Origin of the sequence: Xylophilus sp. ASV27, assembly GCF_016428875.1 — a bacterium.
Taxonomy (GTDB): domain Bacteria; phylum Pseudomonadota; class Gammaproteobacteria; order Burkholderiales; family Burkholderiaceae_C; genus Xylophilus.
This window is the reverse complement of record NZ_JAELTO010000077.1, coordinates 1-23,180: the sequence shown is the minus strand read 5'-3', so window position 1 is coordinate 23,180 and position 23,180 is coordinate 1. Positions and strand designations below refer to the sequence as shown.

Here is a 23,180-nt window from a genome sequence, read left to right as displayed (position 1 = left end):
TGCGCGCCTATGCCAAGACGCTGGTGCCGATTCAGCCGCAAGTGTCCTTGCCGATTCGGCTCAGGTAATGGGTCAGTTGACGCGGAGCGATATTAGAGCGCTAGAGTTTCGAGCGATGCATAGTATCGCTCTGGCCTGAAAAACTGCGGAAAGATGGACGAAACCGAGGAGACACCATATGGCGATTAGGATTGATGCACTGCGATCGGCTGCGATGCGACAGACGGCCGTTGTGGCCCGTTCATTGAACGAGGCCCGGACATTGGGCGTTAAAACAGCCTTCCTGTGTCATAGCCACCATGATGCGAATCTGGCCAAGGGCTTGGTTCAACTCCTGTCCGATGCAGGGTGGCGTGTTTACATTGACTGGCAGGATGCCGAAATGCCGGACACGCCGAACCGGGAAACTGCCCAGCGCATCAAGCAGAAAATCGTTGATCTGGAGTATTTTCTGTTTCTGGCGACGCCGAAGTCGATGGCTTCGCGTTGGTGTCCTTGGGAAATTGGCTATGCGGACGGCCGGAAGCAACTCGACCGCATCTTGATTGTTCCGACCGAAGATGGCGCGCAGACGCACGGCAACGAGTACCTCCAGCTGTATCGCCGCGTCGATCTGTCGGACAAGAACGAACTTGCTGTATGGCACCCCGGCCAGAACACCAATGGTGTGCTTGTCAGGAATCTCTGAGGAGCAATGCGTTGGCCATCCTTTACGAACTGGCTGTCCTTGGGGCACCTACGGATGCAATCCTCGGCGAACTCGAAAACAGTATCTCAGCGGCAACTGCACCATTTGGGTTGCGCCTAGGCGAGGAGATCGCTTGGCACGTGCGACCAAATGTGTTCGATCCAGCACAAACGAAATCAGCTGCTGCAGTATTCTTTGGCGGCGCAGACGCTCCGGCCACGAATGTGGAGAGTTTGCTGCGCCGAGGTATTCCGATATTGCCCGTCGTCTCCGATATCACTAAAGTTCAAGAAGAGATTCCGGCACTACTACGCCCATTGAATTGTTTAGCCTACAACGTTGGCGGAGTTCAGCGGACTACCTCGGCGCTACTGGAATGCGCTGGCCTGTTACCCCGTCAGCGCCGTGTCTTTGTGAGCTACCGCAGAGATGAGGCAAGGCAGGCTGCTTTGCAACTGTTCGATGCGTTCTCAGCCCGGCTGTTCGATGTTTTCCTGGACACCCATGGTATCGCTCCGGCTGAGGATTTTCAGGCCATGCTGTGGCATCGCCTATGCGATTCGGATGTTCTGGTCATGCTCGACACTCCAAATTATTTTGGTAGCCGATGGACGAGCGCCGAATTCGGCCGTGCTCTGGCCAAGGGCATTTCAGTGCTCCGCGTCGGGTGGCCGGATTCGACCCCGTCGATACGCACCGGAACTGCAAGCCGCGCTGAGCTTGTACCAGACGAGGTCGATCCCGCGACCGGTCGCCTGAAAGAGGAAGCCGTAGCACGAATCTGCTTGCAGCTTGAGGCCGTTCGGAGCCAAAGCCATGCAGTTCGCAATCTCAACCTGGTCAGCAACATCCGCAATGCGGTAGAACAGATTGGGGGGCAGGTAGCGGGTGTTGGTCCCAACAAGGCCGTCTTTGTTCACCTGCCAGATGGGCGGGATGTTGTGGTCTATCCCACCGTCGGGGTACCAACCTCGATGACCTTGCATGATGCGACAACCCATGCTCCAGACCGCTCTGTTGCCGTGTTGTATGACCCGATCGGCCTCCACCCCAACTGGCTCCAACATCTCGACTGGTTGGGGAGCCATGTTCGAGCCGCCCGCTGGGTCAAGGCCAGCGAAGCCGCATGGCAGTTCGCAGATTGGGAGGCATAAGAGATGGGCGCAATCTTCTTGTCCGCAAGTGTGCCTTTGGTCGGTCGAGGCGATTACCATGAAACTGCGGACCCGTTTTTGATCCAGTGCGCGGTCCGTGAACTGGTGATGGCCGTGATCAAGACGCAGCAGATTGTCTGGGGCGGTCATCCCGCCATCACGCCAATGATCTGGTCCATCTGCGAAGACCTTGGAGTTGATTACGCGAAGTCGGTCGTGCTGTACCAGAGTCGATTTTTTGAAGATCGCTTTCCAGACGAGAACAAGCACTTCGGCAATGTCGTTTTTGTCGATGCTGTACCCAATGATAGAGATGCCAGTCTCCTGAGGATGCGTGAAGCCATGTTGTCGCGCACGGATTTGACTGCCGCAGTATTCATTGGAGGCATGGAGGGCGTCGAGGCAGAGTTTGATCTGTTCAGGCGCTTTCATCCTGCTGCCATTACCCTGGCTGTAGCAGCGCCCGGTGGGGCTGCTCGCCAACTTGCCGAGCGACTCGGCACTCTCAAGGAGTCCGCGCTGTTTAGCGTGGACTTCGCCGGCTTGTTTTACTCGGCATTGATCCCCTCGACGATGCAAGAAACACCCGTGAATCCAACGACGAAAGACGGTAGCTAAATCTAAGGAGCGCGATATGGTGAGAAGGGTATTTTTTAGTTTTCACTATCAATCAGATGCTTGGCGCGCATCTCAGATTCGTAATATTGGCGTCGTTGAGGGCAACCCTTCCGCCACAGACAACAAGTGGGAAGAGGTGAAGCGTGGCGGTGACGCGGCGATTCGCAGATGGATCGACGAACAACTGACTGGGCGAAGCTGCACCATAGTGCTGGTAGGTGCCGAAACCGCGAGCCGGCAGTGGGTAAGGTACGAGATTGAGAAGTCCTGGAATGATGGAAACAAGGGGCTTCTCGGTATCCGCATCCACCGCCTACTTGATCACAGTCGACAGGCGACGATCGCCGGAACAAATCCGTTTGATCAATTCACGCTGAAAGATGGACGCAAGTTGTCGGCCGTCGTTAACCTCTACGATCCACCCTACACGGCCAGTGGCGATGTTTATGCATACATCAGCCAAAACATCGGGAAGTGGATCGAAGCTGCTATTGCGAGTCGCTAATCATGGCAAAGAGAGTTTTCTTCAGCTTTCATTACAAGGATGTGATTGAGTTTCGGGTCAATGTCGTCCGCAAGCACTGGGTCGCGAAAGCAGATCGTGAAGAGGCGGGATACTTTGATGCATCGATCTGGGAGGAAGCGCAGAAGACGAATGATCTTGGGATGACGAGAATGATCAATGGTGCGCTGGATAACACGTCCGCCACATGTGTCCTTGTTGGCAGTCAGACCTATGAACGCCCTTGGGTACGATACGAAATTATCAAAAGCCTCTGTAGAGGCAACCGTGTCTTCGCGGTTCACATCAATCAAATCAAAGGTAAGGATCAACTGACGAAGCCAAATGGCCCCAATCCGTTCGATTATCTTGCCTTGAAATATGGTGACGATGGCAAGAAGGTTGAGGTATTGGAAGCCAAAGATGGAAAGTGGGTTGGCTACGCTAAGTTGTCGGGCTACACACTGAAAAATACTGCTGCTGAGCATCGATGGGGGAAGCTCTTCAAACTTTCGTCCCTGGGCTACAAAATCTATTGTTGGTCAGGTGATGATGGGTACAACAACTTTGCCACTTGGGCTGGTTGAATGTTGATTTCCACCCAGCCGTGATCCAGCGGGTGAGTTCTGCGTGGAAATCAACCACAGGTCGGTGTTGGGCTCCAATGGGCGCATAGCCTAGGCACCTTCACGTAAGACCCAAAAGTCCCACCTCGGCCTAGAGCCGGGTTTTTCCATTTGAGTCCTTGCATTCGGCTACGGAACGCGCCGAAGCGGCGCTGCGATACGCTCCTGCCGTGCACGGTCCAGGTGATCCGCCCACGCTTGGAGCATGACGCGCCGTTCATCTTGGTAGGCGTGCCGGTTGTAGGCCGCGCGCACGGCATTGGCTGGCACGTGTGCCAGGCAGTGTTCGATCACGTCGACGCTCGCGCCAAGGCTATTGAAGTGCGTGCTGAAGGCCGCTCTCATGCCGTGGGGCGTGCCTTCTCCGCCGAAACCAAGCCGTTCCATCAATGCGTTCAGACTGCGATTGGCCATCGGTCGGCGGGGGTCCAGTCGGTTCGGAAACAGGTGTTCGCGACCGGCAGGAACGATCTTGCGCAGGCGTGTGAGCAACTCGACGGCCTGGCGTGACAACGGCACCCAGTGGGGCCGCTTCGCCTTCATGCGCCCCGCAGGGATTTCCCAATGTGCAGCTTTCAGGTCCAGCTCATCCCAGCGGGCTTCGATGACCTCCGCCTTCCGGCAGGCGGTCAACAAGACCAGCAGCATGGCGATGCGCGTTTCCTCATTGATCGTCGCAGCGGCATCGAGAGCGCGCAGAAAGTCCCCGATCTGGTCGCCAGCCAGGGCTGGATGGTTCGTCTGGTTGCGCTTCTTCATGACGCGCAGTGGCGGCACTGGGTTGTTTTCCATCAGCCCCGAGTCGATCGCGTGCTCGAACATTCCCCAAAGATGGTTGCGAAGATTTCGGGCCACCTCGGGAGCACGTTTCTCAACGTCTTTCAGCAGCGCGGTCAACTCCAGCCGTGTGATGCTGTCCATCGGTCGGTTCTTCAACTTTGGCATCAGATCGTTGTCGATCTCGCGCTGGCGCTGCTTCACGGTCGACGGGCGTAGCCCGACGGCAGTGGCGGCGCCCCAATCCGACATCACAGCGGCAAAAGTGCCGTTCACGCGTTCCAGTTGCTCTTGTGCCCGAGCAACCTTCAACTCCTGCTTGGCCTGGGATGGGTTGATGCCCTGTGCGACCAGCCGGCGGGAGTCGCCGTGTAGTCCCCGCGCTTCGGCCAGGCTGACTTCGGGAAACGCGCCGAACGACTGTTTGCCTTCCACCCCGCCCACCCGGAACTTGTAGCGCCAGAGCTTCGATCCATTGGGCTGAACGAGCAGGTATAGCCCGCCGCTGTCGGCGAGCTTGTAGGCACGGTCTTGCGCCTTGGCGGATTTGACTTGGATGGTGGTGAGCATCTTTGTGGCCTCGGCCGTTCGAGGCCCCCAATGAGGCCCCCAAATGATCGCGATGTCAAGAAATTTCGCTTGATCACTTGAGACGCTGTGCAACTGCAATCTGTTGATTTATTTGGGGTTTTTAGAAATTCTGAGATTTCATGAGATCCCCTGAAACCGCAATGCACACTTCAGGTGGCAATTTTCATGAGGAGTCGGCTGCAAAGGAAAGAAGGCAGCGGCGATGGTAATTGCCAGGGCGCAATGCGCCTGATCCGATCACCCCAAAAAAAAATGCCAGCCGGGATGACCGGCTGGCATATGCGTGAAACCGCCCCTTTGCGGAGGGGCGCCGCGGCTTAGCGCTTGCGGGCGGCAGCCGCCGTGGTCGCGGCGCTGCTCTTGGCGGCGTTCACGGCCGTGGCGGACACGGCGTTGAAGTTGGCTTCGGCCGCATCGGTGGCCTGCTTGACGGCCTTCTGGACCGACTCGAAAGCGTTGTTGGCGGCAGAAACGGCGCTCTTGAGCACTGCGACAGCGGTTTCGGAGCCGGCGGGCGCGTTGCGTGCGGCGTTGTCCACCATGCCGGTGAAGGCTTGATGGGCTTCCGCAACCTTGCTTTCGGCTGCCTTGCCGAATTCGGCGCTGGTGCCCGAGGCGATGTCGTACAGGTGGCGGCTGTAGGCGGCGGTCTTTTCGGCCAGCGGCTGCAGCATGCTGGCATGCAGAGCGACCAGTTCCTGTGCGTCCTTGACGCTCAGGATGGCCTGGGTGTGGTTGGCGGCATCAGCCAGCGCGGCGCGCGACGCGGTGACGTTGAGTTCCACCAGCTTTTCCACGCCTTCGAAGGCCTTGGCGGTCAGCGAGAACAGGGTTTCGACATTGGCCTTGTGGGCGGCCAGCAGTTGGTCGGCGGTCAGGGTCATCACAAACTCCTCAAAAAATGGATAGACGTTCGGGCATATTCCCTGCCCCTGGGAGTTCTGTCGCATCGATTGCTGCGGTGCAACATGAGCGAAGTATAGGACATCGTGCACCGAAATCAAGCATCTTTTGTTGCGGTGCAGCAAAATTCCCTTTTCCGGAATCTTCCGGAATCTGCTAGGAGTCGCGGCGACCTTGCCTCAGCCACCCTGCTACCAGCAGGCCGGCGCCGAGTACGAGGGCCAGCCAGCCCACCCAGGCACTGCCGCCGATCGCTTCGCGCAGGGTCGATGCGGGAGAGAGCAACTGCGGCGCGACCAGTATCGCAAGCCCTATGAGCATGCAGGCGAAGCCCCTCAGCATGAGTTGGCGCGGGGGCATGGAAGAGAGTTTCATGGGGCTGACTGTAGTTCAGTGCCGGCCATTGCCGCCCTGCAATTGCTCTGACAAAGGATGTTCCTGCAAATAGCAGCTTGACAAAATATGCCTAGGCAATTATTGTTGCGGCATGAGCGCGCTCGAAACCATGTCCGGCACTTCCGAGAAGGTAGAGGTACCTGCGTTCTGCCACGCATTGCCGACGGAGGAGAGCATCGGTTACCAGATGCGGCGCATCGTGACCCTGCTGGGCGGGGAGATCGAGCGCCAGATGGTGCCGCTGGGGCTGACCGACGCGCAATGGAAGCCGCTGCTGCGCATGTACCTGAACCAGGACTGCACCGTGGCCGCGCTGGCGCGCGGCTGTCATCTGGACGCGGGCGCCATGACGCGTCTGCTGGACCGGCTGGAGGCCAAGGGTTTGTGCCGCCGCTGCCGCTCGGTGGAAGACCGGCGCGTGGTCAATCTGGAACTGACGGCCGAGGGGCTGGCCGCGGCGGCGCAGATCCCGGCCATCCTGGACCGGATTCAGGGCGTGGCGGCGCAGGGATTCAGTGCCGAGGAATACCGGCAGCTCAAGGATTTTCTGGCACGCATCCTGATCAACATCGTGCCGCTGGCATCGAACGCATCAACCGATTCAGAAGGGGGCTCAACAACATGAACAACGACACAGTCCTGTCGCCATCCACGCCAACCGGTGCAGGCGCAACCGCGCGGAGCAACCGTGGCGCTGCGCTGCTGTACCTTGGCACGCTGGTGGTGACGCTGGGCCTGACGGCCTGCGCCAACATGGCCGGCATCGCGCCCCATGCGAAGCTGCGCGACGGCGCGTCGCTGGGCCTGCCGTCCGCCGCCACCGGCACGCCGGACCTGTTTGCGGATATCGCAGTGCCCACCGAGTGGTGGCGCGGTTTTGGCGACGCGCAGCTCGACAGCCTGGTGGACAAGGCGCTCTCGGACAGCCCGAGCCTGAAGCAGGCTGAAGCCCGGCTGGCGCGCGCGCAGGCCGTGACCGATTCGGCCCGCGCCGCAGAAGGGCCGCGGCTCGATGGCAGTCTGGATGCCACGCGCCAGCATTTCAGCGCCAACGGCATCTATCCCGCACCGCTGGGCGGCGGCACCTACAACCTGGCAACGGCCCGGGCCTCGGGGAGTTGGGAGCTCGACTTCTTCGGCCGCAACCGTGCCGCGCTCGAGGCCGCCCTGGGGTCGGCCAATGCCGCCAAGGCCGACGAGCAGGCGGCGCGGCTGCTGCTGGCCAGCAACGTCGCGCGCAACTACTTCCAACTGGCACGGCTGCAGGCGCAACTGGCGGTGGCCGAACGGACGCTGGAGCAGCGCAAGGAGACCCTCGAGCTGGTGCGCGACCGCGTCTCCGCTGGGCTCGATACCAAGCTCGAGCAGCGCCAGAGCGAAGGTGGCCTGCCCGAGGCACGCCAGCAGATGGAGTCGCTGCGCGAGCAGATCGCGCTGACCCGCAACGCCATCGGCGCCCTGATCGGCCAGCCGCAGGCGGTGGCGAACCTCCAGGCGCCCGAGCTGGACGAGGTGCGGGGCGTGGCCGTGCCGGCGGTCATTCCCGCGGACCTGCTGGGACGCCGGCCTGACATCGCTGCCGCGCGGTGGCGCGTCGAGGCCGCGCTCAAGGACGTGGACGTCGCCAAGACCCAGTTCTATCCCGACGTGAATCTGACGGCCTTCGTCGGCCTGAACAGCCTGGGGTTCAACGACTTCCTCAAGGGCGGCAGCCGGGAATGGGGCGTGGGCCCGGCCATCCGCCTGCCGATCTTCGATTCGGGCCGCCTGCGCGCCAACCTGCGCGGCAAGACGGCCGACCTGGATGCCGCGGTGGAGAGCTACAACGCCAGCCTGCTCGACGCGGTGCACGACGTGGCCGATCAGGTCGCGTCGTCGCGCTCGATCGCGCTGCAGCAGGCCGAGCAGCGCGAGGCGCAGGCCGCGGCCGAGGGCGCCTACGCCATCGCCCTGCAGCGCTACAAGGCGGGCCTGGGCAACTACCTCAACGTGCTGACGGCCGAGAACACCGTGCTGGCGCAGCGCCGCCAGGCCGTGGACCTGGCCGCCCGCCGCCTCGACAACCAGGTGGCGCTGATGCGCGCCCTGGGGGGCGGCTACGTCGCCAACGAACTACCGGCCGTGGCCTCCGTCGTCGCCGCTGCCCATCACTGATCTCGTGGCCGCAGCTTCCTCCGCCGCCCAGCCGAGCATTCCTCAAGATTTTCGGAGTCGATCCATGAACGCACCGCAAGCAAAAACCCCCGCCGCAGAGGCTGCAGCTCCGGCCGGCAATCCCAGGCGCCGCAAGGCATTGAGCGCAATCGCCCTTATCGTCGTGATCGCTGGCGCGGGCTGGGGGGCTTACGAGTACCTGGTGGCGAGCCACTATGAGTCGACCGACAACGCCTACGTGCAGGGCAACGTCATCCAGATCACGCCCCAGGTGGGCGGCACGGTCATGGCGATCATGGCCGACGACACCGACTTCGTGAAGGCCGGCCAGCCGCTGGTGCGCCTCGACCCGGCCGATGCGCGCGTCGCGCTGGCCCAGGCCGAGGCCAACCTGGCACAGAGCGTGCGCCAGGCGCGCACGCTCTACGCCAACAATGGTTCGCTCGCGGCGCAGATCACCCTGCGCCAGGCCGACGTCGCCAAGGCCAAGGCCGACATCGCGCGCGCCAACGACGACCTGAACCGCCGCATGGCGCTGTCGGGCAACGGCGCGGTGTCCAAGGAAGAGCTGAACCATGCCCGCACGCAGCTCGACAACGCCAAGAGTGCGCTGGCGGCCGCCGAGGCGGGCGTGACCGCCGCGCGCGAGCAACTGGCCAGCAACAAGGCCATGACCGACGGCACCCGCGTGGAGGAGCATCCCACCGTGCTGGCCGCCGCGGCCAAGGTGCGCGAAGCCTATCTGGCCGCCCAGCGCTCGGACATGCCGGCGCCGGTGGACGGCTACGTCGCCAAGCGCACCGTGCAGCTTGGCCAGCGCGTGGCGGCCGGCACGCCGATGATGTCCGTGGTGCCGCTGAACCAAGTCTGGGTGGATGCCAACTTCAAGGAGGTGCAGTTGCGCAACATCCGCATCGGCCAGCCGGTGAAGCTGGTGGCCGACGTCTATGGCAAGAAGGTGGAATACAAGGGCACGGTCCAGGGGCTGGGCGTGGGGACCGGCGCGGCGTTCGCGCTGCTGCCGGCGCAGAACGCCACCGGCAACTGGATCAAGGTGGTGCAGCGGGTGCCGGTACGCATTGCGCTGGATCCGCAGCAGCTCCAGCAGAATCCGCTGCGCGTGGGTTTGTCCATGGATGCCGAGATCGACGTGTCGCGCAAGGACGGCAAGATGCTGGCCGACGCCCCGCGCGCCGACGCTGCCGCGCTGTCGCAGACCGAGGTGTACCAGCGCCTCGACGAAGGCGCCGAGGCCGAGGTCAAGCGCGTGATCGCGGCAAACCTCGGCCGCGCGGACCGCGCCCTGGCGTCCCCGTCGGGCAAGTCCGTGACGGCGCCGCCTGCTTTGGCGAAGGCGCCGCCGTCGCATGACGGCTCCGGCGTGGAGTGAGGGGGCGGCCAATGGCTTCCGCCCCACAGTCCGCGGCCCACGTTCCGCACGCGCCGCTCGAAGGCTCGGCGCGGACCTGGGGCACCATCGCCCTGTCCGCGGCGGTGTTCATGAACGTGCTCGACACGTCGATCGCCAACGTGTCGCTCCCCGCGATCGCCGGCGACCTCGGCGTGAGCCCGACCCAGGGCACCTGGGTCATCACCAGCTTCGCCGTGGCCAACGCGATCGCGGTGCCGCTCACCGGCTGGATGTCGCAGCGCTTCGGCCAGGTGCGCCTGTTCATCACCAGCGTGGTCCTGTTCGTGATGGCATCGTGGCTGTGCGGACTGGCGCCCAACATGGAGACGCTGATCGCCTTCCGTGCGCTGCAGGGCTTCGTCGCGGGGCCGATGATCCCCTTGTCGCAGACGCTGCTGCTGGCCAGCTACCCCAAGGCGCTGGCCGGTACCGCCATGGCGATGTGGGCGATGACCACGCTCGTGGCGCCGGTGATGGGGCCGCTGCTGGGCGGCTGGATCACCGACAACATGACCTGGCCCTGGATCTTCTACATCAACATCCCGGTGGGCATCATCGCGGCCTCGGTCACCTGGGGCATCTTCCGGCACCGCGACAGCCCGGTACGCAAGCTGCCCATCGACTCCATCGGGTTGGCGCTGCTGGTGATCTGGGTCGGCGCCATGCAGATCATGCTGGACCTGGGCAAGGAGCATGACTGGTTCCATTCGCCCATGGTGGTGACGCTGGCCGTGGTGGCCGCGGTCGGCCTGGCGTTCTTCCTGGCCTGGGAGTTCACGGACAAGCATCCGGTCGTGGACCTGTCGCTGTTCGGGCGCCGCAACTTTTGGGCCGGCACGGTGGCCACTTCGGTGGGCTACGGCCTGTTCTTCGGCAACGTGGTGCTGCTGCCGCTGTGGCTGCAGCAGTACATGGGCTACACCGCCACGCAGGCCGGCATGGTGACGGCGCCGGTCGGGCTCTTTGCGCTGCTGTTGTCGCCGTTCGTGGGCAAGACCATCGCCAAGGTGGACCCGCGCCGCTACGCGACCTTTGCCTTCCTGGTGTTCGCGCTGGTGCTGTGGATGCGCTCGCACTTCAACACGCAGGCCGACATCATCACCATCCTCATTCCGACGCTGGTGCAGGGCGTGGCCATGGCCTTCTTCTTCGTGCCGCTGGTGACCATCACCTTGTCCGGCCTGCCGCCCGAGCGCATTCCTGCTGCGTCGGGGCTGTCGAACTTCGTGCGGATCACCGCGGGGGCCATCGGCACATCGGTCGTCACGACGCTATGGGAGAACCGGGCGGCGTTGCACCATGCGCAGCTGTCGGAGGCGATCAACCTGGGCAGCGGCCCCGCGACCGCAGCGCTCAGCGGGCTGGTGGCCAGCGGGCTAACGCGGGAGCAGGCTCTGGCGCAGGTCAATCGCCTGATCGACCAGCAGGCCTTCATGCTGGCGGCCAACGACATCTTCTATGCGTCGGCCCTGATCTTCCTGTTGCTGGTGCCCTTGATCTGGCTCGCGCACCCGGCGCCTCCCTCGGCCGGCAGCGCGGACGCAGCGGCAGGCGCGCATTGACAAAAGGCCGCGCAGCCGGCCAAGCGCAGACCGCCTCGGATCTGGCTCTGCCAGGCCGCAGGCGGTACCCCCTCGCAGGGGGTTGGCGAAGACACGAAGTGCGAGGCCTGAGGGTGATTCAGCCCGTCGGCGCCTGCAGCCAATGCACGCTGAACAGGCGCTCCGGGTCGGTCCATGCCGGCCCGGGGCGAAAGCCGGCACGGGCCGCCATGGCGCGCAGGCCGTCTATCGTGAACTTGTGGGAGTGCTCGGTGTGCAGCGTTTCGCCTTCGTTGAATGCGAAGGCTTCTCCGCAGACCTCGACCTGCTGCCGGCGCCGGCTCACCAGGTGCATTTCCACGCGCTGGTGGGGGGCGTTGTAGAAGGCGCAGTGCGTGAAGCCGCTCAGGTCGAAGTCCGCGCCCAGTTCCCGGTTGGCGCGCGCCAGCAGGTTCAGGTTGAAGGCCGCAGTCACGCCCGCAGTGTCGTTGTAGGCCGCGTGCAGCAGCGCGGGGTCTTTCACCAGGTCGGCTCCGAGTAGCAGGGCGCCGCCCCGTAGCACCTGGGCTGCCACGCGCAGAAAGCGCTCGGCTTCTTCCGGATCGAAGTTGCCTATGGTCGATCCGGGAAAGAAGCCCAGCCGTCGCCCGCTGCCGGCAGCGCACGCCGGCAGCAGCAGTCGCTGCGTGTAGTCGGCCACCACCGGCTGCACCTCCAGGTGCGGGCAGGCGCGGCGCAGTTCGTGCGCAGCGGCCGTCAGGTGCTCGCCGGAGATGTCGATCGGCAGGTAGCGCGCGGGGCGGTCCATGGCATCGAGCAGCAATCGCACCTTGTGCAGCGAGCCGGCGCCGAACTCGACGATCTCCGCACGCGGGCCTGCCAGCGCCGCGATCTCGTCCGCATGCTCGGCCAGCAGTGCGCATTCGGTGCGGGTCGGGTAGTACTCGGGCAGCGCGCAGATGCGGTCGAACAGCGCCGAGCCCTGGGTGTCATAGAAGTACTTGGGCGAGATGCCGCGAGGGCGCCGCGACAGCCCCGCCTGCAGGTCGCGCGCGAAGTCCGAATCCGCGCGGCGCGGGCGTTCCGCGCGGCAATGGTGGGCGGGGTGGGGCGGGGTCATGCTGCATCCTTTGCCAGCCGCAGGCCGGAGAACTGCCAGCGCGCGGCCGGCGGAAAGAAGTTGCGATAGCTCGGGCGGGCATGACCCGGCGGCGTGGCAACGCTGCTGCCTCGCAGTACCAGTTGCCCGACCATGAACTTGCCGTTGTACTCGGCGGCGGTCCCAGCCAACGGCCGAAAGCCGGGATAGGGGTCGTAGGAGGAGCGGGTCCACTGCCAGACCAGCCCGGTGGCCTGCTGCAGCACCTGGGCGCTGGCGGCGGCCTCCCATTCCTGCTCGGTCGGTAGCCGCGCGCCGGCCCAGTCGGCGTAAGCCGCGGCCTCGTAGAAGCTCAACTGGCTGACCGGGGCCTCCGGGTCCATGGGGCGCAGTCCTTGCAGGCCGAACACATACCAGTCCGCGGCCGGCAGCGCCTGGCGCGACGCCACGCGCGGGTCCTCCGGGCTGCGCCAGTAGAGCGGCGCGGCCCAGCCCTGGGCCTGCACGGCGGCCCAGCCGTCTGACAGCCAGTGCTGGGGCCGGCGGTAGCCGCCATCGGCGATGAACTGCGCGTACTCGCCGCAGGTCACGAGCCGGTCCGCAATCTCGTAGGGCGCGAGCAGTGCCGGGTGCCGGGGCAGCTCATTGTCGAAAGCGAAACTGTCTTCGGCAGCATCGGGCGGCGGCGCGTGGCCGATATGCACCACGCCTCCCGGCATGGCCTGCCACCGCATCGGCCGGTGCGATGCGGCAAGGCGCAGGCCGGCCGCAGGCGTGCGCTCGTAGGCCGGCTGCAACGGGTTGCACGACAGCAGGTGCAGGATGTCGGTCAGGATCAGTTCCTGGTGCTGCTGTTCATGCTGCAGGCCGAGCAGCAGCAGGAGCCGCACCTGCTGCCAGGTGGCGTCGTCGCACTCCGCGATGGCGCGGTGCAGCGCCGCATCGACATGCGCGCGGTACTCCTGGATCTGCTGTGCCGACGGACGGGTGAGCAGCCCGCGCTGGGGCCTTGGGTGGCGCGTACCGAGGGATTCGTAGTAGGAATTGAACAGGTAGAGGAACTGGCTGTCGAATGGCCGGTAGTCGGGCCACATCTGAGGCAGCACCAGGGCTTCGAAGAACCAGGTGCTATGGGCCAGGTGCCATTTGACCGGGCTGGCGTCGGGCATGGACTGCACGCACTGGTCTTCTGGCGACAAAGGCGCCGCGAGCGCAGCGGTGTGCTGCCGCACGCTGGCCAGCCGCTGCTGCCAGACCGTTCGCGTATCCGCGGGAGCCGCCGAGGAGGGAATGGAATCTTGCGTCACCGGCGCTCCTGCGATGCATGATGCATGACAAAAAACGGGCGATCGGGAAAGATCGCTTCCCTTTCGCCCGAACTGGGGAGACCCATCTAAACGGCCGTCGTCATCCTTACTCGCCGAGATTGGCCTTCACGTCGTTCACGCAGGCATCCTTGCTGGCGCCCGAGAGCGCGTCGCAGCGCTCCTTGGCCGCAGCGTAGTTGGCGTCGGTCTTGTCTTCCGCGGCTTTCTTGCGCGCTTCAGCCACCTTGGCCACGGAGCCATCGCTGGCGCGTGTCTCGCTCGCCGTCATGGCCTGCGCACCGAAGGCCCAGGTGGAGGCGATTGCAACGGCGATGAGTGCCTTCTTCATGAGAATGCTGTATGGGTATTTGCGCAAAGCCGGGGTGCTCAGGACTTCTCGAAGAAGAAATCGGGGTTGCGCTTGTGCCACTCGGTGACCTGCTGCTCGGCCTCTTCCTTCTTGATGCCGTGGCGTTCCTGGATGCGGCCGAGCAACTGTTCACGCCGGCCCTGGATCACGTCCAGATCGTCGTCGGTGAGCTTGCCCCATTGCTCCTTGAGCTTTCCCTTGAACTGCTTCCAGTTGCCGGCGATGCGGTCGTTGTTCATGTGGTTCTCCTGCGGATGGGTTGAGGGGAAGACCGGCGGTCCATGTGCATGGCCGGGCCGTGGAGGCACTCTAGATTGCACGCCGGCATGACCGGATAGGAGCGCCGCCTTGACGGCTGTAGGCACGGGACTACGGTGCGTTGTAAGCGGGCTGTAATGCTGCGCTGCACGCATAGGCACTTGCCCCAATACGCAAGGCTCCATGCGGTCCCTACGATGGTGAACATTCATGAGGGGGCCGCGTGCGCTGCAACGCAGCACCCATGTTCACGCGGGGCCAACCCGTGAGGGAGCCATTAGCGCATGTCCGACGATTTGATCCTGCAGACCGAGCAGCTGAGCAAGGAATTCCGCGGCTTCACGGCTGTGAATTCCGTGAACCTCGCGGTGCGCCGCGGCAGCATCCATGCGCTGATCGGCCCCAATGGCGCGGGCAAGACCACCTGCTTCAACTTGCTGACCAAGTTCCTGGAGCCCACCTCCGGCCGCATCGTCTTCAACGGGCACGACATCACGCGCGAGCGCCCGGCCCAGATCGCGCGCAGGGGCATCATCCGCTCGTTCCAGATATCGGCGGTGTTCCCGCATCTCACGTTGATGGAGAACGTCCGGCTCGGCTTGCAGCGCCGGCTCGGCGTGTCGTTCCAGTTCTGGCGCAGCGAGCGCATGCTGGAGCAGCTCGATGCACGCGCGCTCGAGCTGTTGCAGGAGGTGGGCCTGCGCGATCTGGCGCACGAGGAGACGGTCAACCTGCCCTATGGCCGCAAGCGCGCGCTGGAGATCGCCACCACGCTGGCGATGGAGCCCGAATTGATGCTGCTCGACGAGCCGACCCAGGGCATGGGCCACGAAGACGTCGAGCGCGTCACCCAGTTGATCAAGAAGGTCGCGGCCGGCCGCACCGTGCTGATGGTGGAGCACAACATGAAGGTGGTATCGACCATCGCCGACAAGATCACCGTGCTGCAGCGTGGCGCGGTGCTGGCCGAAGGGCCTTATGCCGAGGTTTCGCGCAACCCGCTGGTGATGGAGGCCTACATGGGCACCACCGAAGGCCAGTTGCAGGGGGCGCACTGATGATGATCGTGTCCTCGGACCCGGTGCCGGCGCTGGAGATCAGCAACCTCGAGGCCTGGTACGGCGAGTCGCACGTGCTGCATGGCGTGGACATGCTGGTGCAGCCCGGCGAGGTCGTGACCCTGCTCGGGCGCAACGGCGCAGGCCGCACCAGCATGCTGCGGGCCATCATGGGCCTGGTCGGGCGCCGCACCGGGTCGGTCAAGGTCGGCGGCGTCGAGACGGTCGAGATGCCAACGCACCGCATCGCCCACTGCGGCATCGGCTACTGCCCGGAGGAGCGCGGCATCTTCGCCAGCCTGAGCTGCGAAGAGAACCTGCTGCTGCCGCCGGTATTGAAAGGCGCAGGGCAGGGCACCGGCGCCGGCATGTCGCTCGACGAGATCTACGCCATGTTCCCCAACCTGGCCGAGCGCCGCCACAGCCCCGGCACGCGCCTGTCGGGCGGCGAGCAGCAGATGCTCGCGGTGGCGCGCATCCTGCGCACCGGCGCGCGGCTGCTGCTGCTCGACGAGATATCCGAAGGCCTGGCGCCGGTCATCGTGCAGGCGCTGGCGCGCATGATCGTCACGCTGCGCCAGAAGGGCTACACCATCGTCATGGTGGAGCAGAACTTCCATTTCGCCGCGCCGCTGGCCGACCGCTTCTACGTCATGGAGCATGGCCGCATCGCGCTGCAGTTCGTCTCTGCCCAGCTCGAACAGAAGATGCCATTGCTGCACGAACTGCTCAACGTCTGATCCCTTCGCCGCTCCCCTCCGTCCCACAAGCTCATCCAACAGGAGACTTCCATGAAATACCGCCTGACTGCCCTTTCCCTCACGCTCGCCGCCGCGGGCCTGGCCTCGCAGGCCGCCCAGGCGCAGGAGAAGGTGAAGATCGGATTCATCACCGACATGTCCAGCCTGTATTCCGACGTGGAGGGCAAGGGCGGCGCCACCGCGATCCAGATGGCCATCGACGACTTCGGCGGCAAGGTGCTGGGCCAGCCGATCGAACTGCTCACGGCCGACCACCAGAACAAGGCCGACATCTCCGCCTCCAAGGCGCGCGAATGGATCGACACGCAAGGCGTGACCATGATCTTCGGCGGCACCAATTCCGGCGTCGCGCTGGCCACGGCCAAGGTGGCAGAGGAAAAGAAGCGCGTCTACTTCAACAACGGCGCCGGCTCCTCCGCGCTGACCAACGAGGCCTGCACGCCCTACACGGTGCACTACGCCTACGACACGGTGGCGCTGGCCAAGGGCACGGGCGCCGCGGTGGTCGACCGCGGCGGCAAGACCTGGTTCTTCCTCACCGCCGACTACGCCTTCGGCCAGGCGTTGCAGGACGACACCACCAAGATCGTGCAGGAGAAGGGCGGCAAGGTGCTGGGTTCGGTCAAGCATCCGCTCAACGCCTCGGACTTCTCCTCCTTCCTGCTGCAGGCGCAGAACTCCAAGGCGCAGATCCTGGGCCTGGCCAATGCGGGCGGCGACACCATCAACGCGATCAAGGCGGCGCGCGAATTCGGCATCAACAAGAGCATGAAGACCGCCGGCCTGCTGGTGTTCCTCTCCGACATCCACAGCCTGGGCCTGAAGAACACCGAGGGCCTGCTGCACACCACGAGCTGGTACTGGGACCTGAACGACGAGACCCGCAAGTTCGGCGCCCGCTTCTTCGAGAAGACCAAGCGCATGCCGACCGACGTGCAGGCGGCCGACTATTCCGCCACCACGACCTACCTCAAGGCCGTGGCCGCGGCCAAGACCACGGACGCCGACAAGGTCATGGCCCAGCTCAAGAGCATGAAGATCGACGATTTCTACGGCAAGGGCCAGATCCGCGCGGACGGCAGCTTCATCCACGACATGTACCTGGTGGAGGCCAAGTCGCCCGCCGAATCCAAGAAGCCCTGGGACTACCTGAAGGTCGTGGCCAAGCTGCCCGGCGACCAGGTGTTCACCACCAAGGCCGAGACCAGGTGCAGCCTCTGGAAGTAGGCCGCCTGCCGGCGGCAGCGCTCTGAAGAAGACACAACAGGTCCGGTGAAGTCCCGCCCATGAATATTTCTCTTCCCTCCTTGATGAGCCAGTTGCTGCTGGGGCTGGTCAATGGCTCGTTCTATGCCATCCTCAGCCTCGGGCTGGCGGTGATCTTCGGGCTGCTCAACGTCATCAATTTCGCGCATGGCGCGCTGTTCATGATGGGCGCGATCCTGGCCTGGATGGGAATGAACTATTTCGGCATCAACTACTGGGTGATGCTGGCGGCCGCGCCGGTGCTGGTGGGCCTCTTCGGCATGCTGATCGAGCGGCTGCTGCTGCGCCGCATCTACAAGCTCGACCACCTGTACGGGCTGCTGCTCACGCTGGGGCTGACGCTGCTGATCGAGGGCGCGTTCCGCTCGGTCTACGGCGTCTCGGGCCTGGGCTACGACGCGCCGGAACTGCTCGACGGCGCCACCAACCTCGGCTTCATGATCCTGCCCAACTACCGCGCCTGGGTGGTGCTGGCGTCCCTGGTGGTGTGCTTCGCAACCTGGTTCATGATCGAGAAGACGCGCCTGGGCGCCTACCTGCGCGCCGGCACCGAGAACCCGCGGCTGGTCGAGGCCTTCGGCGTCAACGTGCCGCTCATGATCACGCTGACCTACGGCTTCGGCGTGGCGCTGGCGGCCTTTGCCGGCGTGCTGGCGGCGCCTGTGATCCAGATCTCGCCCCTCATGGGGCAGAACCTGATCATCGTGGTGTTCGCGGTGGTCGTGATCGGCGGCATGGGCTCCATCCTGGGCTCGATCCTGACCGGCCTCGGGCTGGGGGTGATCGAGGGCTTCACCAAGGTGTTCTACCCCGAGGCTTCGTCCACGGTGGTGTTCGTCATCATGGTCATCGTGCTGCTGACCCGGCCCGCGGGCCTATTCGGGAAAGAGAAATGAAACACCCCCAAGGCTGCGCACTGCCTGCAGGGCACGGCTGCCCCAAGGCAATGCCCGAGGGCAGGACGCCATGAAAAGAATCTCCACCATCATCTACGGCCTGCTGCTGCTGGCGCTGCTGGTGGCGCCTTTTGCCGGCGCCTACCCGATCTTCGTGATGAAGCTCATGTGCTTCGCGCTCTTTGCCTGCGCCTTCAACCTGCTGCTGGGCTATACCGGCCTGCTGTCCTTCGGCCATGCGGCCTTCCTGGGCGGCTCGGCCTACGTGGCCGGGCATGCCATGAAGGTCTGGGGCGTGACGCCCGAGCTGGGCCTGCTGCTGGGCACCGCCACGGGCGCCGCGCTGGGCTGGCTGTTCGGCGTGCTGGCGATCCGGCGCCAGGGCATCTACTTCTCCATGATCACGCTGGCGCTGGCGCAGATGCTGTTCTTCATCTGCCTGCAGGCCCACTTCACCGGCGGCGAGGACGGGCTGCAGGGCGTGCCGCGCGGCAAGCTGTTCGGCGTGCTGGACCTCTCCGGCGACCTCACCATGTACTACGTGGCACTGGTGATCGTGGTGCTGTCCTTCCTGCTGATCGCGCGCACCATCCACTCGCCCTTCGGGCAGGTGCTCAAGGGCATCAAGGAGAACGAGCCGCGCGCCATATCGCTGGGCTACGACACGCACCGCTTCAAGCTGCTGGCCTTCGTGCTCTCGGCCGCGCTGTCGGGGCTGGCGGGCTCGCTCAAGACGCTGGTGCTGGGCTTTGCCACGCTGTCGGACGTGCACTGGAGCGCCTCGGGCCAGGTGATCCTGATGACGCTGGTGGGCGGGCTGGGCACGCTGTCGGGGCCGATCGTCGGCGCGGCCGTGGTGGTGCTGCTCGAGAACAAGATCGGCGAGCTGGGCCACCTGCTGGCCGCGCTGACCACCATCGACTGGTTCAATACCCTGGGCGAATCGGGGACCATGGTCACGGGCCTGATCTTCGTCATCTGCGTGCTGGCCTTCCGGCGCGGCGTGATGGGCGAGGTCATCGCCCTGTTCGGCCGCTGGCGCCGCCGCGGCGAGCCTTCCTGAAGCGGCGCAGGCCGGGGCGCGGCATGCCCCGGGCCTGGCGCCCGCGCCGGTTTGCACGCGCTATGCCATGATCGTGCGGGCCAGACCAAGGATGCAAGCACGCATGAAGGCCAACGACCGGGAGCCTCTGCGCGATTCCGCCAACCTGCTGGGCCTGTGCGGTATCGAATTCATCGAATACGCCACCAGCACGCCGCAGGCGCTGGGCCAGATGCTGGAGACCATGGGCTTCCGGCCCGTGGCGCGGCACTGCTCGCGCGAGGTGCTGCTCTACCGCGGGCGTGCACAGCGCGCCGGTGGCCGACTGGGCCACCGCGGCGACTACAGCTTCGAGGTCTTCAACGACGACTACCAGCAGATCCCCCCGCCCACCGTGGCCGAGCGCGCGCGCCGTGGCGCTGTCTGGCTGGCGGAAGGCGTGCTGCACCGCTCGGTGCCGCTGCCCAACCAGTTGAAGCTGCGCACCGGCGTGCGCTGATGGTTGCTATTGAATGTGTAGCATGAAGCCCATGTATTAACTGGGCTGCAGCCGCTTTTCTATCTGAAAATGCCGGGCTCCCGCCCGCCGCGGGCACCAAGGCGGCGGCGCCCGCTCACAGCCGCAGCGCCGCCACGTAGCCCGTCATTTCCAGATAGCCCCGGCCGAGCACGGCGCCCGCGGCATCGCGCAGTTCCGACAGCCCCTCCCAGTACACCGCGCCGGTGGAGCCGCGGCTGTCGAGTTCCTGGTCGTCCAGCAGCGCTTGCACGGCGAAGCGGCCGGCGGGCGTGGCGATGTCCCAGGCCACGGGGTAGTCCGCGCCGGTGCGCGGGCTGCGCCAGCGGCGGCCGGGGGCGAACTGCACGGACTCGGGCGCAAAGGGCTGCACCGGGCCGCCGCGTGCGCGGAAGGAGCCCCCGGCCCAGAGCGTGCTGCCGTCGCGCCGGCGCAGGCCGAAGGCGGTGAGGGCGCTGCCGTCGAACAGGTTGATGCCGATCCAGTCCCAGCCCACGGCCTCGGGATGCAGCAGTTCGTCGCTCCATTCATGGTCCAGCCAGGCCACGCCGGAGCGCGCGCCGGGCGTATCGAGCGCGAAGCGCTGGCCTTGCAGCGTGAGCGCGCCGGTCACGGCCAGTTGCGGCAGGCTGTAGTAGTAGCTGGCCTGCGCCGGGTCGGGGCCTTTGCGCGAGAGGCCGGCGTCGCCCTGCAGCAGCAGCGGCTGGGTTTCGCGCAGTTGCAGGTCGAGCGTGAAATCGCTGGCCGGCAGCCGCGCGTGGTAGGCGCCATCGCCAGCGCGGCGCAAGCGCCAGTCGCCCAGCGCCAGCGCGGTGTCCTGAACGCTGGCCGTGGCCAGGTCGGCCGGGTTGTCCGGCTCGCCGGACCAGCGCGCGATGCGCTGGTCGTGCAGCAGCCGGCCAGCGGCAAGGTCGGTCACCGCCGCATGCGCGAACACGAGCTGCCGGGCGGCCAGGCGCGAGGCCAGTGCCTGCGCGGCCGCCACGCGCGAGCGAAAGAAGGTCAGTTGAAAGCCAAAGCCGCGCCCGCCGCTGCCGGCATGGCCGGTGACGTACCACCACTCGGTGCGAAAGCCGGGGTGCGCGCCCAGGTCGCGCGGGAACACCAGCGGCTGCGCCGGCAGCGCCCGCGCCGGGCGCGCCCCGCCCAGCAGGGCGGCGGCCAGCATGCCGAGCCCCCGTCGCCTCGACCAGCGGGGCTGCACCCGCTACTCCAGCAGCGCGTCGAGCCGCGCGCGGGCCGCGGCGCAGTCGCCGATGTGCTGTGCGACCCATGCCGGGTCATGGTAGGTGCCCAGGTAGCGCTCGCCTGCATCGCACAGCAGCGACAGGATCGAGCCGGTCTCGCCGCGCGCCCGCATCTCCTGCGCCAGGGTTAGCATGACGACGAAGTTGGTGCCGGTGGACGGGCCCACGCGCCGGCCCAGCAGCTCGGACAGGCAGCGCATGGCGGCGATCGAGTCGGCGTTGGCCACTTCCTCCATGCGCTCCACCAGGCTGCGCACGAAGCTCGGCTCCACGCGCGGGCGGCCGATGCCTTCGATGCGCGAGCCCGGCGCGGTGAGGCTGGAGTCGCCGGTGCGGTGGTAGGCGGTGAACACCGAGCCCTCCGGGTCGGCCACGCAGACCTGGCTGGCGTGGCGCCGAAAGCGCAGGTAGCGGCCGATGGTGGCGCTGGTGCCGCCGGTGCCGGCGCCCACCACGATCCAGTGCGGCACCGGGTGGCGCTCGCAGGACATCTGCGCGAACATGCTTTCGGCGATGTTGTTGTTGCCGCGCCAGTCGGTGGCGCGCTCGGCATAGGTGAACTGGTCCATGTAGTGGCCGCCGGCCCGCGCCGCGAGGGCGCGCGCGTGCTCGTACACCTGGGCGGCGCTGTCCACGAACTCGCAGCGGCCGCCGTAGAAGGTGATCTGCGCGATCTTCTCGGCCGAGGTGCCGCGCGGCATCACCGCGACGAAGGGCAGGCCCAGCAGGCGCGCGAAGTAGGCTTCGCTGATGGCGGTGGAGCCGCTCGAAGCCTCGACGATGGTCGCGCCCTCGTGCACCCAGCCATTGCACAGCGCGTACAGGAACAGCGAGCGCGCCAGCCGGTGCTTGAGGCTGCCCGTGGGGTGGGTGGACTCGTCCTTCAGGTACAGGTCGATGCCGTGGCGGGCCAGGCCGGGCAGGGGCAGCGGGATCAGGTGCGTATCGGCACTGCGCTGGTAGTCGGCTTCGATGCGGGCGATGGCTGCATCGAGCCAGGGGGTGGAGGTCGTCATGCGCACATTGTCTTTGTCTTTGGCTCTTTCACCAGTCCTCCTTGACCGCCAGCACCGCATCGCGCCCGGCCGCGGCGCCGCCGGCGATGCGCGCCGTCAGCGTGCCGGCGGCGGCCACCGCGGCGGCCAGGGCCAGCAGGCGCAGCCAGGGCACGCGCAGGTCCATGGTCCAGTGGAAGCTCTGCGGGTTCACCACCAGCACCAGCACCAGCGACACCGCCAGCCCGAGCACGATGCCCGCGGCCGCGCCGGCGCCCGTCCAGGCCGCGCCTTCGCCGGCCACCACGGCCAGGATCTGGCGCCGCGTCAGGCCCAGGTGCGCCAGCAGGCCGAACTCCTTGCGCCGCGCCAGCACCTGCGCGCCGAAGCTCGCCGCCACGCCGAACAGCCCGATGCCGATGGCCACCGCTTGCAGCCAGTAGGTGACGGCAAAGCTGCGGTCGAAGATGCGCAGCGAATTGGCGCGGATCGCCCCGGGTGCCGCAAACTCCAGCGGCGCGCCCGGGCCCAGCATCTGCTCGGCCAGCGCGCGCACCGCCTGCTGCAGCGTGGCCGCGTCGGTGCCCGGGGCGCGCCACAGCGCCAGGTCGTTGGCCGCGCGGTCGCCGCCCAGGCGGATGAAGTCGTCGCGGTCGATGCTGATGGCGCCGAACTGGCGCACATAGTCGCGCCACACGCCTGCTACAAAAAATGTAGCTGAATGCCCAGGTTTTTCCTGGGCTTCAGCCCTGAAAGCCTCTGAAAGCGGAGCGAAATCCGTGCCCGGCCGGGCGCCGTACAGGTCCACCACGGCCTCGCTCACGTAGATGCCGATGCGCCCCGGCGGCACTGTCTCTTATACACATCTAAAAAAGGTTGTGGGGGGGGGGGGGGGGGGGGGGGGGGGGGGGGGGGGGGGGGGGGGGGGGGGGGGGGGGGGGGGGGGGGGGGGGGGGGGGGGGGGGGGGGGGGGGGGGGGGGGGGGGGGGGGGGGGGGGGGGGG

The 23,180-nt window shown here is 65.7% G+C and carries 23 protein-coding genes and 3 pseudogenes; 16 read left to right on the top strand and 10 right to left on the bottom strand.

Going from position 1 to position 23,180, the window contains the following annotated elements:
* Positions 1 to 178: 178 nt before the first annotated feature.
* The 5 genes from JHD63_RS15810 to JHD63_RS15790 are packed head-to-tail and all read left to right on the top strand — an operon-like array spanning position 179 to position 3,549.
* Entirely contained in the window at positions 179 to 688 is a 510-nt protein-coding gene (locus tag JHD63_RS15810; protein ID WP_198971765.1) for a toll/interleukin-1 receptor domain-containing protein, read from the top strand.
* Positions 689 to 699: 11 nt separating this feature from the next.
* The gene (locus tag JHD63_RS15805; protein ID WP_198971764.1) at positions 700 to 1,842 is read left to right on the top strand and encodes a toll/interleukin-1 receptor domain-containing protein; all 1,143 of its coding nucleotides are present in this window, start codon (positions 700 to 702) and stop codon (positions 1,840 to 1,842) included.
* A 3-nt stretch (positions 1,843 to 1,845) separates the two neighbouring features.
* On the top strand, positions 1,846 to 2,460 hold the full coding sequence (locus JHD63_RS15800; RefSeq protein WP_198971763.1) for an SLOG domain-containing protein: 615 nt from the start codon (positions 1,846 to 1,848) through the stop codon (positions 2,458 to 2,460).
* Positions 2,461 to 2,476: 16 nt separating this feature from the next.
* Entirely contained in the window at positions 2,477 to 2,965 is a 489-nt protein-coding gene (locus JHD63_RS15795; RefSeq protein ID WP_198971762.1) for a TIR domain-containing protein, read from the top strand.
* A gap of 2 nt (positions 2,966 to 2,967) precedes the next feature.
* The gene (locus JHD63_RS15790) at positions 2,968 to 3,549 is read left to right on the top strand and encodes a TIR domain-containing protein (protein WP_198971761.1); all 582 of its coding nucleotides are present in this window, start codon (positions 2,968 to 2,970) and stop codon (positions 3,547 to 3,549) included.
* Positions 3,550 to 3,717: 168 nt separating this feature from the next.
* On the opposite strand, the gene JHD63_RS15785 is transcribed toward JHD63_RS15790, so the two are convergent.
* The 3 genes from JHD63_RS15785 to JHD63_RS15775 all read right to left on the bottom strand — a co-directional run bounded on the left by JHD63_RS15785 (position 3,718) and on the right by JHD63_RS15775 (position 6,234).
* On the bottom strand, positions 3,718 to 4,935 hold the full coding sequence (locus JHD63_RS15785; RefSeq protein ID WP_198971760.1) for a tyrosine-type recombinase/integrase: 1,218 nt from the start codon (positions 4,933 to 4,935) through the stop codon (positions 3,718 to 3,720).
* A gap of 338 nt (positions 4,936 to 5,273) precedes the next feature.
* Positions 5,274 to 5,840 (bottom strand): phasin family protein, encoded by a 567-nt coding sequence (locus tag JHD63_RS15780; RefSeq protein ID WP_198971759.1) that lies wholly within the window; start codon positions 5,838 to 5,840, stop codon positions 5,274 to 5,276.
* Positions 5,841 to 6,015: 175 nt separating this feature from the next.
* Complete coding sequence (locus tag JHD63_RS15775) at positions 6,016 to 6,234, bottom strand: hypothetical protein (RefSeq protein ID WP_233168243.1); 219 nt, start codon at positions 6,232 to 6,234, stop codon at positions 6,016 to 6,018.
* 130 nt (positions 6,235 to 6,364) lie between these two features.
* On the opposite strand from JHD63_RS15775, the gene JHD63_RS15770 reads away from it, so the two are divergent.
* From JHD63_RS15770 to JHD63_RS15755, 4 genes are all read left to right on the top strand, one after another.
* Positions 6,365 to 6,880, top strand: coding sequence for a MarR family winged helix-turn-helix transcriptional regulator (locus tag JHD63_RS15770; RefSeq protein WP_233168248.1), 516 nt, complete (start codon positions 6,365 to 6,367; stop codon positions 6,878 to 6,880).
* Positions 6,877 to 8,409: an efflux transporter outer membrane subunit gene (locus tag JHD63_RS15765; protein WP_198971756.1), complete on the top strand. Its 1,533-nt coding sequence runs from the start codon at positions 6,877 to 6,879 to the stop codon at positions 8,407 to 8,409. Before JHD63_RS15770 ends, JHD63_RS15765 begins: the two co-directional genes overlap by 4 nt.
* 64 nt (positions 8,410 to 8,473) lie before the next feature.
* Positions 8,474 to 9,799 carry an efflux RND transporter periplasmic adaptor subunit gene (locus JHD63_RS15760; RefSeq protein WP_198971755.1) on the top strand — a complete coding sequence of 442 codons (1,326 nt, stop codon included), beginning with the start codon at positions 8,474 to 8,476 and terminating at the stop codon, positions 9,797 to 9,799.
* Between the two features lie 11 nt (positions 9,800 to 9,810).
* Positions 9,811 to 11,382, top strand: a complete 1,572-nt coding sequence (locus JHD63_RS15755; RefSeq protein WP_198971754.1) for a DHA2 family efflux MFS transporter permease subunit — start codon at positions 9,811 to 9,813, stop codon at positions 11,380 to 11,382.
* Between the two features lie 118 nt (positions 11,383 to 11,500).
* Here the strand turns inward: JHD63_RS15755 and egtD are convergent, their stop codons facing one another.
* The 4 genes from egtD to JHD63_RS15735 all read right to left on the bottom strand — a co-directional run bounded on the left by egtD (position 11,501) and on the right by JHD63_RS15735 (position 14,376).
* Entirely contained in the window at positions 11,501 to 12,481 is a 981-nt protein-coding gene (egtD, locus tag JHD63_RS15750) for an L-histidine N(alpha)-methyltransferase (protein ID WP_198971753.1), read from the bottom strand.
* Positions 12,478 to 13,767: an ergothioneine biosynthesis protein EgtB gene (gene egtB / locus JHD63_RS15745; protein ID WP_370590538.1), complete on the bottom strand. Its 1,290-nt coding sequence runs from the start codon at positions 13,765 to 13,767 to the stop codon at positions 12,478 to 12,480. Before egtB ends, egtD begins: the two co-directional genes overlap by 4 nt.
* 106 nt (positions 13,768 to 13,873) lie before the next feature.
* Entirely contained in the window at positions 13,874 to 14,116 is a 243-nt protein-coding gene (locus JHD63_RS15740; protein WP_198971752.1) for a hypothetical protein, read from the bottom strand.
* 38 nt (positions 14,117 to 14,154) lie between these two features.
* Positions 14,155 to 14,376 (bottom strand): CsbD family protein, encoded by a 222-nt coding sequence (locus JHD63_RS15735; protein WP_198971751.1) that lies wholly within the window; start codon positions 14,374 to 14,376, stop codon positions 14,155 to 14,157.
* Between the two features lie 303 nt (positions 14,377 to 14,679).
* Here JHD63_RS15735 and JHD63_RS15730 point away from each other — a divergent pair, with 303 nt between their 5' ends.
* The 7 genes and pseudogenes from JHD63_RS15730 to JHD63_RS15700 all read left to right on the top strand — a co-directional run.
* On the top strand, positions 14,680 to 15,453 hold the full coding sequence (locus tag JHD63_RS15730) for an ABC transporter ATP-binding protein (RefSeq protein WP_198971750.1): 774 nt from the start codon (positions 14,680 to 14,682) through the stop codon (positions 15,451 to 15,453).
* Positions 15,454 to 15,455: 2 nt separating this feature from the next.
* Entirely contained in the window at positions 15,456 to 16,193 is a 738-nt protein-coding gene (locus tag JHD63_RS15725) for an ABC transporter ATP-binding protein (protein WP_198971749.1), read from the top strand.
* Positions 16,194 to 16,244: 51 nt separating this feature from the next.
* On the top strand, positions 16,245 to 17,441 hold the full coding sequence (locus JHD63_RS15720) for an ABC transporter substrate-binding protein (protein WP_198971748.1): 1,197 nt from the start codon (positions 16,245 to 16,247) through the stop codon (positions 17,439 to 17,441).
* Positions 17,442 to 17,500: 59 nt separating this feature from the next.
* A complete protein-coding gene (locus JHD63_RS15715) occupies positions 17,501 to 18,376 on the top strand; it encodes a branched-chain amino acid ABC transporter permease (RefSeq protein WP_198971747.1) in 876 nt (291 codons plus the stop codon).
* Between the two features lie 70 nt (positions 18,377 to 18,446).
* Positions 18,447 to 19,439 (top strand): branched-chain amino acid ABC transporter permease, encoded by a 993-nt coding sequence (locus JHD63_RS15710; RefSeq protein WP_198971746.1) that lies wholly within the window; start codon positions 18,447 to 18,449, stop codon positions 19,437 to 19,439.
* A 91-nt stretch (positions 19,440 to 19,530) separates the two neighbouring features.
* Positions 19,531 to 19,716: pseudogene (locus tag JHD63_RS15705) on the top strand (4-hydroxyphenylpyruvate dioxygenase); the annotation flags it as partial.
* Positions 19,717 to 19,740: 24 nt separating this feature from the next.
* Positions 19,741 to 19,917, top strand: a pseudogene (locus JHD63_RS15700) (sugar phosphate isomerase/epimerase); the annotation flags it as partial.
* A 115-nt stretch (positions 19,918 to 20,032) separates the two neighbouring features.
* On the opposite strand, the gene JHD63_RS15695 reads toward JHD63_RS15700, so the two are convergent.
* From JHD63_RS15695 to JHD63_RS15685, 3 genes and pseudogenes are all read right to left on the bottom strand, one after another.
* The gene (locus tag JHD63_RS15695) at positions 20,033 to 21,103 is read right to left on the bottom strand and encodes a lipocalin-like domain-containing protein (protein WP_198971745.1); all 1,071 of its coding nucleotides are present in this window, start codon (positions 21,101 to 21,103) and stop codon (positions 20,033 to 20,035) included.
* Between the two features lie 39 nt (positions 21,104 to 21,142).
* The gene (locus tag JHD63_RS15690; RefSeq protein WP_198971744.1) at positions 21,143 to 22,198 is read right to left on the bottom strand and encodes a PLP-dependent cysteine synthase family protein; all 1,056 of its coding nucleotides are present in this window, start codon (positions 22,196 to 22,198) and stop codon (positions 21,143 to 21,145) included.
* A 28-nt stretch (positions 22,199 to 22,226) separates the two neighbouring features.
* A pseudogene (locus tag JHD63_RS15685) lies at positions 22,227 to 23,027 on the bottom strand (FtsX-like permease family protein); the annotation flags it as partial.
* Positions 23,028 to 23,180: the final 153 nt, after the last annotated feature.